The 9,734-nt window shown below is 74.2% G+C and carries 10 protein-coding genes; 8 read left to right on the forward strand and 2 right to left on the reverse strand.

Features of this window, described 5'->3' with window-relative positions; all coding sequences use genetic code 11:
- Positions 1–174: 174 nt before the first annotated feature.
- From ACFVFS_RS27225 to ACFVFS_RS27260, 8 genes are all read left to right on the forward strand, one after another.
- Positions 175–1,536 (forward strand): BTAD domain-containing putative transcriptional regulator, encoded by a 1,362-nt coding sequence (locus ACFVFS_RS27225; protein ID WP_380627338.1) that lies wholly within the window; start codon positions 175–177, stop codon positions 1,534–1,536.
- A 143-nt stretch (positions 1,537–1,679) separates the two neighbouring features.
- Positions 1,680–3,032 (forward strand): M14 family metallopeptidase, encoded by a 1,353-nt coding sequence (locus ACFVFS_RS27230; protein WP_380627339.1) that lies wholly within the window; start codon positions 1,680–1,682, stop codon positions 3,030–3,032.
- A gap of 257 nt (positions 3,033–3,289) precedes the next feature.
- Positions 3,290–3,745: a hypothetical protein gene (locus ACFVFS_RS27235; protein WP_380627340.1), complete on the forward strand. Its 456-nt coding sequence runs from the start codon at positions 3,290–3,292 to the stop codon at positions 3,743–3,745.
- Positions 3,746–3,816: 71 nt separating this feature from the next.
- Entirely contained in the window at positions 3,817–4,755 is a 939-nt protein-coding gene (locus ACFVFS_RS27240; protein ID WP_380627341.1) for an NAD-dependent epimerase/dehydratase family protein, read from the forward strand.
- A gap of 99 nt (positions 4,756–4,854) precedes the next feature.
- Complete coding sequence (locus tag ACFVFS_RS27245; protein WP_380627342.1) at positions 4,855–5,280, forward strand: SseB family protein; 426 nt, start codon at positions 4,855–4,857, stop codon at positions 5,278–5,280.
- Entirely contained in the window at positions 5,261–5,581 is a 321-nt protein-coding gene (locus ACFVFS_RS27250; protein WP_380627343.1) for a hypothetical protein, read from the forward strand. The genes ACFVFS_RS27245 and ACFVFS_RS27250 overlap by 20 nt, the downstream gene beginning before the upstream one ends.
- A gap of 71 nt (positions 5,582–5,652) precedes the next feature.
- Positions 5,653–6,456, forward strand: coding sequence for an ADP-ribosyltransferase (locus ACFVFS_RS27255; RefSeq protein ID WP_380627344.1), 804 nt, complete (start codon positions 5,653–5,655; stop codon positions 6,454–6,456).
- Between the two features lie 55 nt (positions 6,457–6,511).
- Complete coding sequence (locus ACFVFS_RS27260; protein ID WP_380627345.1) at positions 6,512–6,913, forward strand: hypothetical protein; 402 nt, start codon at positions 6,512–6,514, stop codon at positions 6,911–6,913.
- Positions 6,914–6,964: 51 nt separating this feature from the next.
- Here the strand turns inward: ACFVFS_RS27260 and ACFVFS_RS27265 are convergent, their stop codons facing one another.
- Both ACFVFS_RS27265 and ACFVFS_RS27270 read right to left on the reverse strand, forming a co-directional pair.
- The gene (locus tag ACFVFS_RS27265; protein ID WP_380627346.1) at positions 6,965–8,500 is read right to left on the reverse strand and encodes a hypothetical protein; all 1,536 of its coding nucleotides are present in this window, start codon (positions 8,498–8,500) and stop codon (positions 6,965–6,967) included.
- 100 nt (positions 8,501–8,600) lie between these two features.
- The gene (locus ACFVFS_RS27270; protein ID WP_380627347.1) at positions 8,601–9,530 is read right to left on the reverse strand and encodes a Gfo/Idh/MocA family protein; all 930 of its coding nucleotides are present in this window, start codon (positions 9,528–9,530) and stop codon (positions 8,601–8,603) included.
- Between the last annotated feature and the right edge of the window lie 204 nt (positions 9,531–9,734).

Genomic DNA, 9,734 nt, shown 5'->3' on the forward strand with positions numbered 1-9,734 from the left:
CCGGATTCTCACCGTCCCCGGCCGTATCAGGACGGGTGGGGGCATTTCGGCCGAAAGGTCGACCGGTCGTCAGGTGTTCCCGCGCGGGGCGCCGTCGGCCGCTCCGGCGGGACGGGACGGGCACCACCGCCGCACCGGGGCCACGGCGCGACGGGCACCGTAGGGTGGCCCGCCATGGAGTTCCGACTGCTCGGCCCCTTCGAGGCCGACCACCGCGGCGAGCCCGTCCTGGCCGGCACCCGGCGCCAGGAGCGCTGCCTGCTGGCCGTCCTGCTGCTGGAGGACGGCCGGGCGGTCACCACCGAGCGGCTGATCGACCTGCTCTGGCACGGCGGCCCGCCCGCCTCGGCGCGCGGCACCGTGCACACGTACATCGGCCGGCTGCGCGCCCGGCTGCGCCCGCACGGCGTGGTGCTCGCCACCCGGCACGACGGGTACGCGCTCGCACCCGGCCCGCACGGCCTCGACGTCCGCGAGTTCCTGGAGCTCACCGCCCGTGCCTCGGCGACCGGCGACCCGGCCGAGCGGCTGCGCTGCCACGACCGGGCGCTCGCGCTCTGGCGGGGTCCGCTGCTCGCCGACGTGGCCGACGACGCGCTGCGCGGACGGCTCGGCGGGCGGCTGCTCCAGCTGCGGCTCTCGGCCCTGGAGCAGCGGGCTGAGCTCCTGCTGGCGATGGGGCGGCACGACCGCCTGCTCGCCGATCCGCCCCTTCCCGAGCAGGAGTCGACCGGCCTGCCGCCGCGCGAGCGGCTGGTGCGCGCCGAGATGACGGCGCTGTACCGGGCGGGCCGGCAGGGCGAGGCGCTCGCCCTCTACCGGCGCACCCGCCGGACGCTGGTGGAGACGCTGGGAGTCGAGCCGGGCGCCGAGCTGACGGCGCTGCACGAGCGGATCCTGCGCGCCGACCCCCGGCTGGACCGGCCACCGGCGCCGCTGTACGCGGTGCGGGTGGGCGAGGAGTGGCTGCCGTGGAGCGCGGGCGGGCACCCGGCGCTGGAGTTCTGCAACACCTTCGCCGGCTGGGGTGCCCCGGCCCCGCTGCCCGGATCGGACTGGCTGCGCCGCTACTCCACGCTCGCGGTCTGGGCCGGGCACCAGGACCTCGCGGCGCCGCCGCTGGTCGAGGCGCTGCTCCGGCAGGCCGAGCGGCGCCCGGAGGAGGCGGCGGCCGTTCTGGCCGAGGCCCGCGCGTTCCGCTCCGCGCTGTACGCGTGCCTGACCGGCCCGCAGGACGGGGCGGCCTTCGGGGAGGTCGCCGCCGTGGTCCAACGCGCCACCCGGGCGGCGGTGTTCACCCGCGGTGAGGACGGTCTGGCGCAGTGGCGGCTGCCGCCGTCGGCCGGGCTGCGGCTGCCGCTGTACGCGGCCGCCCGGACCGCCGCCGAGCTCCTGGCCGACCCGCGCCGGCTGACCGTCCAGCGCTGCCCGAGCGCGGACTGCGGCTGGCTGTTCCTGGACGCGGGCGGGCGGCGGCGCTGGTGCAGCCTGGCGACCTGCGGGGCGGCGGCGGACCAGAGCGCACCGGCGCCCTGACCCGGCGCGCGATCCGGCCGGTCCCCTCGTCATTTCACCCAACTCCTTGACGATTGCATGACATTGACGGACCATCAAGCTCGCGGCGCCGCACCCGCCTCCTCCACCGTTCCGTCCCTACGGACCCCCACAGGAGGACAGTCATGCGACTGCCCCGCCGAGGGAAGCCCGCCACGGCCACCGCCGTCCTGCTGGCTCTCGCCCTCGCCCTCCCGCTCACCACCCAGGCCACGGCCCAGCCGGCCTCCGCCTCCGCCTCCGCCACCGGCGCCGACACCGCCCGGCAGTACCGCCTCGACGGCCCCCGGACCGTCGCCGAGCGCACCGGGATCGCCGCCACCGGCGCCTCCGTGGACGCCGTCCGGCCCGACTCGCTGACCGTCACCGCCACCCCGGCCGAGGCCGCCAGGCTGCGCGCGCTCGGCTGGTCGCCCGTCCCGCTGCCGGGCCCGCAGTACGGCGCCGAGCCCGGCCTGGAGGGCGTCGGCGCGGCGCTGTACGACTTCCCGTCCGCCGACTCCGGCTACCACAACTACGCGGAGGCCGCGTCCGACATCGACGCCGTCGTCGCCGCCCACCCCGACATCATGAGCAAGCGGGTCATCGGCACCTCCTACGAGGGCCGGCCGATCGTCGCCGTCAAGATCAGCGACAACGTCGGCACCGACGAGAACGAGCCCGAGGTGCTCTTCACCGCCCACCAGCACGCCCGGGAGCACCTCACCGTCGAGATGTCGCTCTACCTGCTGCACGAGTTCGGCGACAAGTACGCCACCGACGGCCGGATCGCGAACGCCGTCAACAGCCGCGAGATCTGGGTGGTCCCGGACCTCAACCCGGACGGCGGCGAGTACGACATCGCGACCGGCCGCTACCGCAGCTGGCGCAAGGACCGCCAGCCGAACCCGGGCAGCAGCTACGTCGGCACCGACCTCAACCGCAACTGGGACTACAGGTTCGGCTGCTGCGGCGGCTCCTCCGGCTCCACCTCCAGCGAGACCTACCGGGGCACCGGACCGGAGTCCGCCAAGGAGACCAAGGTGGTCGCCGACTTCGTGCGCAGCCGGGTGGTGGGCGGCAAGCAGCAGATCACCGCGGCCATCGACTTCCACACCTACAGCGAGCTGGTGCTCTGGCCGTTCGGCTGGACCACCGCCAACACCACCACCGGCATGTCCGCCGACGAGTACGACACCTTCGCCACCCTCGGCCGGTCCATGGCCGCCACCAACAACTACACGCCGGAGCAGTCCAGCGACCTCTACATCACGGACGGGTCGATCGACGACTGGCTGTGGGGCGCCCAGCGGATCTTCGCCTACACCTTCGAGATGTACCCCGGTCCGAACGGCGCGAGCGGCTTCTACCCGCCCGACGAGGTGATCGGGCGGGAGACCGGCCGCAACCGCGAGGCCGTGCTGCGGCTGGTGGAGACGGCCGACTGCGTCTACCGCGCGATCGGCAAGCAGCAGCAGTACTGCGGCATCGCCAACTGACGCTCCCGGCCGACCTGTTCGGCGGCAGCGCCGCGGCCCCTCCGGATCCCCGGGGATCCGGAGGGGCCGCTCCGTGCCCACCGGGCAAGGCACATGACACCACGTTCAGGCCAACGGACGGGCGCCGTCCGGTCATTCGGGCCGCCGGACGGACCGGGCCGCCGTTCGGGTGGCACCATTCCCCCCAAGAACGATGTGACATGTCACAGCGCGTCCGGCATTCCGCCGCACCCGCTCCAACAGGGAGGGAACCCACCATGCACCGTCGTCGCACCGCCGCCGCCCTGGCCGGCGCCGCGGTCCTCGCCGCGCTGGCCGCCACCGCCGCCCCGTCCGCCGTCGCCGCCACCACCGGCCCGGCGGGCCCGCCCGGACCGTTCACCACCTGCGGGACCCCGGGCGCGCCCGGCCTGCTGCAGACCCGGGCCTGTATCGACGTCAACGGCCTCCAGGTCCACCTCTACGGGCACGCCTACCCGACCAACCCCGCCTGGGTCCCGCAGAACGTCGGCTTCAAGATCTCCGGCAGCGCGCCCGGCCTGCCCCCGGGCCCGCCCGTGTACACGACCGCCCTGGTGCCCTCCGGCGGCGTCTACGTCGGCGGGATCACCACCACCGCGACCTGCGGCAGCACGGTGACCGCCAACTTCAGTGTGGACAACGGCGGCTGGCCGCCCTCGCCGGCGACGGTCTCGGTCGTCATCCCCTGCTGACCCTCCTTCCGGTCCCACCCGCGCGGCCCGACCCGTCCACCGGGCCGGGCCGCGCCCTCTAGGGTGTGCCGATGAGTCTTCATGTGATCGTCGGATACGGACCCGCCGGAGCGGCCACGGCCCGCCTGCTGGCCGAGCAGGGCCACACGGTGCGGGTGGTCACCCGCTCGGGCCGTCCGGCCGAGCCCGGCATCGAGCACCTGGCCCTGGACGCCGCCGAGGCCGGGCGGCTGACCGAGGCCGCCCGCGGAGCCGCCGCCCTGTACAGCTGCGCGGCGCCGCCGCTGCCCCGCTGGACGTCCGACTGGCCTCCGCTGCACGCCGCGCTCTGCACGGCCGCCGAGTCGACCGGCGCCGTGCTGGCCATGCTCGGCAACCTCTACGGCTACGGCCCGGTCGACGGCCCCCTCACCGAGGACCTCCCGCTCGCCGCCACCGGCCCCAAGGGCCGCCTGCGCGCCTCGCTCTGGGAGCGGGCCCGGGCCCTGCACGAGGCGGGCCGGATCCGCGCGGTCGAGGTCCGCGCCTCCGACTTCTTCGGCCCCGGCGTGACCGAGGGCGGCCACCTGGCCGCCCGCGCCGTCCCCCGTCTGCTGGCGGGCAGGCCCGTCTCCGTCCTCGGCGACCCGGACGCCGCGCACAGCTGGACCTACCTCCCCGACGTGGCCCGCGCCCTGGCCGAGGCCGCCACCGACGAACGCGCCTGGGGCCGGGCCTGGCACGCCCCGACCGCCCCGCCCCTCCCGATCCGCCGCATGCTCGACCTCCTCGCCACCGAGGCCGGCGCCTCCCCCGTCCCCGTCCGCCGCCTCCACCCCGCCATCCTCGCCCTGGCCGGCCTCTTCTCCCCCCTGCTGCGCGAACTGCGCGAGACCCGCTACCAGTTCGACCGCCCCTTCACCGTCGACACCACCGCCTGGACCACCACCTTCACCACCCGCCCCACCCCCCTCGACACCCAGCTCACCGCCACGATCACCTGGTGGCGCGACCGCCTCGCCACCGCCTGATCCGACGTCACTCCGCCGACAAACGCCACCGGTTGCCCCACCCGCCCCGCCGTGCGTGTACCTTCAGTGCGGCGATGACGCCGGCAGAGGGGGGACGCCATGGCGAACGAAGGTCTCGTCCACCAGGTGCGGATGTTACGGGCCGGGGCGGGCGACCCGGCCGTGATGCTCGCTCAGTTCCGGCTGAGCGCGGTGCTGGTGCCGCGATGGGGCGAGGATTCGGTCTGGACGGCCGACGGGGACGGTCTGCGATGGATCCTCGCCTTCACGTCGGAGGCCGAGCTGGCGGCCTGGGCACGGGCGAAGGGCCTGCCGGCCGAAGGGCTCCCCTATCTGGCGGTCCTCGGCTCACGGCTGCTGGACGTGGCGGTGCCGGGGCTGGGAATGCCGGGCGGCATCGCACTGGACGTGGCGGGTGCCGAACCGATGCTCTTCCCGCCCGTGCGGGGCATCGTGCCGGACGCGGCGGCCCTCGACGGACCGTCGGCGACGACAGGGGGGGTTGATGGCTGGGTTCGGAGTTGACCCACAGGCGCTGAAGCTCGCGGAGGAGGGCATCAACGGGGCGATCGCGGAACTGCAGGGACTGGGGATCGCGGGGCTGGCGGAATCCGGCCGCGGCTTCTCCGAGCTGGAGCTGACCGGCATGGAAGCCGGCCACCCCGATCTCCATACGGTGTTCACGGCCTTCTGCGAACGCTGGTCCTGGGGCGTGCGGGCGCTGGTCCAGGAGGGCTCCGATCTCGCCCTCAAGCTGCGGCCAAGGAGGCGGCGGCGAAGAAGGCCGCCGCCGTCAAGCCCGTCCTGCCGTCACCGACGAACCTGACCGGCCTCCCCGAGGGCTGGACCGTCAAGGCCCCACCGCACGCCCCGGCCGACGCGATACCCACCGGCCCCGTGAAGGTCCCGCCCCAACCGGTCCCCCACCCCGGGCCCCTCCCGCCTCAGACGGGCCCCGTCCAGCCACTGGCCACTGGCCACCCTTCGAGCGCTGTACCGGGCGGATCCGGCGATCCGGCCCCGAGCGTCGGCGCCGAGGCCAATCCGCTGCGGAGCGACGCTCCACCGGTCTCGACCGCGGACTTCAAGGGGCTCGACCTCTCCGACCAGGTCAAGGTCGCCGAAGCCGAGATCTCGAAGGACGCCACGACCTTCCGCAGCAACGCCGAAGCCGAGCAGTACGGCGGCGACCACTGGAATGCATATGCCGAGCAGCTGCCGGAGGAACAGCGAAAGGCCGTCTACGACTACACCTGCGAACCGTCGGCCACCGACGAACCCACCTACCATGAACTCAACGGCTATCTCCGCTCCGGAAAAGGCGAGACTCCCGAAGTCCTGCAGCACATCGCCGAGATCGATCGAGCACTGGCCGGAAGCCCGACCATGGAGCCCGTTGTGGTGAGCCGCGGAACCGACCTCTACCATATTCCGATGGATCCTTCCCTCATGGCCGGTAAGACCTTCACGGAGACGGCGTTCACCTCCAGCTCCCTGGGATCAGCAGCTTTCCCCGACAAGCAGGCGATACTCCGCCTGCGCGTCCCCGAAGGGACACCGGCACTCTGGGTGGAGAAGGTCTCCGCCTACGGGATGGGAGAACGGGAACTACTCCTGGGGCGGGGCCTGAATTGGCGCGCAGACCGGGTCTTCCTGGACGACAATGGGCAGTGGCAGATCTATGGGGAGATCGTCCCCTGATGGCGAGGAATTCATGACGGACCACACTCAGAAAAACCCTCGCCTCCGCGAGGACATGGAATTCAAGGTGGTTGACGGGCCGGTCGACTACGCATACCGAACCGACCAGCCCGTCGAATACGTGACGATCGCCAACGAGACCTCTGGAGTTCTGGGCTATCTCTGGCTGTCCGACGCGGATGACGCGGTCGGCTGGGTGGGGCGGCCGGCCGTTTCCGTCGAGGCGTCGAACAGTGCCGGATACTGGCTAATCAAGATGCGCGACGGCAAGGCTCGCGACCTGCCGCCTTCGCAGGCCCTCGCGGAACTGGCCGACGACCGCCCCGGCGGGCGGGTCGGGTTCATCGTGCCGGGTTCCCGGTCGAGGGCCGAGTCGGTCGGCGACCTCGAAGAGAAGGCCGCGGAGGGGTGGCAGCCCCCGACCCGCACCGCACCTGCGCCACGCGGCCGCGGCTGAGCGGTCCGGGTGGCGGCCCGTTCGCGGGGCCGCCACCCGGGAACGGGGTGTTCAGTCCTGGCTCCGGGCCGCCTCCATGACACGTCCCAGGTCACTCAACGGGAAGCAGAGGGAGGTCGTGCTCGCGGGGTCGAGCCGGAGGTCGAGGCCGTCGAACGCGGCGGCCAGGTGGCGGCCGGCCATGGGCACGGTGTCCGCCCAATGGCTCGGGACGAGGTCCGGCGACGTGCAGGCGTCCAGGCCCTCCCGCCCGTTCACCCCGACCGTCACCAGTGGCGCACCGGTCGCGGCATCGGGGCAGACCAGCACGTCGGAGTCCAGCAGCGCGGTCAGGAATTCCAGCGGACTCCCGGTACCGGAGGCAAGCCGGTCCAGCGCCGCTCCCACGGCTGTCGGAAGCGGCTGCCCCATCGGCGTCCCGCCGGTCCGGGCCCCGAGGCGGCCCCGGCTGCGGAGGAGGCGCGCGCGGACCGCCGGATCCGGTTCGTCGATGAGCCAGGGTCCGGCACGGCGCCAGGCGGTCGCGACCGGGTCGGCCGACGTCGCGAGCGCGGCCGTCACGGCCACCGGGTCGGCGTGGGTCAGCAGCTCGAAGTCGTCGAGCACTTCCTCGGCCAGGCCTGCGAGGACGGCCTGCCGCACGGCGAGGCCGAGGGCGTCGGGATCCGTGCGGGTGAGGTCGGGGGATGCGTCGGGGAGCCGGGGGATCGTGTCGGTCAGGGTGCGGGCCAGCCGAACCGGGTCGGCAGGAGGGGCTTCGGCCGTGACCGCGTCCCTCAGCGGCCCCGGCGGCAGCCACCACGCCGTGCCGTCGGCCCGGTCCGGCGGCAGGATCCGGGCCGCGGCCGCGGCGGCCTCCGCTCCCGCCGCGGCCGACCACTGCGCCGGGGTGAGCGGCTGGACGGCGGCGGCGAGGACGCCGAGCGCGGAGCGCGCGGCACCGCTCGCGGCGGTCCACCAGGCGGCGTGGACACCGGCGCTCCGCGCTCCGGACACGCCCGCCGGGACACCGAGGGCCAGCAGCGCCGAGCCCGGGCTGGGGTAGACGTCCGCCGCTTCGAACGGCGACGGGCCGCGCTGCCTGCCGTACCAGAGGGCGAAGAGGCCGGGGTCGGTCCACTCTGGCCTGGTGAGGTCCAGCACCGCCGCCGCGCGGTCGCCCTCCCACACGCCGTCCGCGCCTTCGGCGACCAGCCGCAGGTCCGGGACCTCCGGGAGACACCCCAGTATCCGGGCGGCGACGGCCCCGGGTTCGGCCGAACGGTCCAGGTCCCGGAGGAGGACCAGCCTCGGACGGGGGTTCTCCCCCAGGGCCCGGACGAGATCGGCCGGTCCGCGCGCCGCCACGCCCAGCCGGGCCGCCAGCCGCCAGACGACGGCCTCCGTCGTCATGCCCGCCAGTGAGAACGCCGCGTCGGGCCGCCGGGCGGGCGGGCCACCGGGGGTGCCGCAGGCTTCCCCGAGCCAGGTCAGGAGGTGGGACTTGCCGATGCCCTGGGGTCCCGAGAGCACGCAGAGCCGCGGGGCCTTCGGATCGTCCAGCAGGTCGAGCAGCGCGAGTCCGGCGGGCTTCCGCCCGGCAGCCAACGGTGGCAGCCGACGTCCCGCATCGCTCATGGCTCCCCCGGTTCCCCGCCATCGTGTCGGCGAGGAGTCTACGCGCCGCCGCCCACCTCCTGACGGGACGTCAGGCGCCCTCGATACGCTCCACGATCAGTTCGCACAGCTCGTGGGTGCGCAGGGCGTCGTGGGCGTCGAGGGTCTTGCCGGTGCGGACGGCGTCGAGGAAGGCGAGGACCACCTGCTCGATGCCGCGCTGGCGGGCGACCGGGACCCAGTCGCCGCGGCGGCGGACGGTGGGCTGGCCGCGGTGGTCGATCACCTCGGCGAGGTTGTGGACCTCGCGCTTGGAGTCTCCGCCGGAGACCTCCAGGACCTCCTCCGTCGATCCGGAGAGCCGGTTCATGATGCCGAGGGCCGTGAAGCCGTCGCCGGCGAGGGTCAGCACGACGTGCTCCACCAGGCCGTCGCGGACCCGGGCGCGGACGTCGACGTGGTCGAACTCGGCGGGAGCCAGGAAGCGCAGGGTGTCGACGACGTGGATGAAGTCGTCGTAGACGAGGGTGCGCGCGGTCTCGGGGAGGCCCTCGCGGTTCTTCTGGAGGACGATCAGGTCGCGCGGCCGTTCGAGGGCCTGGCTGTAGCCGGGGGCGTGGCGGCGGTTGAAGCCGACCGCCAGGGAGCGGCCGGTGCGGTCGGCGAGGTCGACCAGGCGGCGGGCGCCGTCGAGGGTGTAGTCGAGCGGCTTGTCCACGTAGACGTCGACGCCGGCCGTGAGCAGCTGCTCGACGATCGGCACGTGCTGGTCGGTCGCGGCGTGCACGAAGGCGGCCCGGATGCCGCTGTCGATCAGCCGGCCGAGATCGGTGAAGCGCTGCTCGGGCGCGATCCGGTGCGTCTCGCCGATCCGGTCCAGCTTGGCGCTGTCGCGGGTCATCAGCCGCAGGTCCAGGCCGGGCAGGGCGGCGAGGACCGGGAGGTAGGCCTTCTGCGCGATGTCACCGAGCCCGATCACCCCGACCGGAAGCGCGGCCTCGGGAACAGCGGTCGAACTCATCAGATCTCCACGGGTGCGTGAGCCGGTTTCACCCCCACCCTATGCAGCCGGGCAACCCCCGTGTGCGGGGCACCCTCGGTGGGCGGGCGCGGCATCGCGTCACGGGTCGTGGGGCGGGGGGGGGGGGCCGGGGGGGGGGACCGGGGCCGGGCGGGGGGCTGGGGGGGGTTGGTGGGGGGGAGGGGGGGGGTGCCGGGGGGGTCC

The sequence above is a fragment of the Kitasatospora sp. NPDC057692 genome (genome assembly GCF_042799475.1).
GTDB lineage: Bacteria > Actinomycetota > Actinomycetes > Streptomycetales > Streptomycetaceae > Kitasatospora.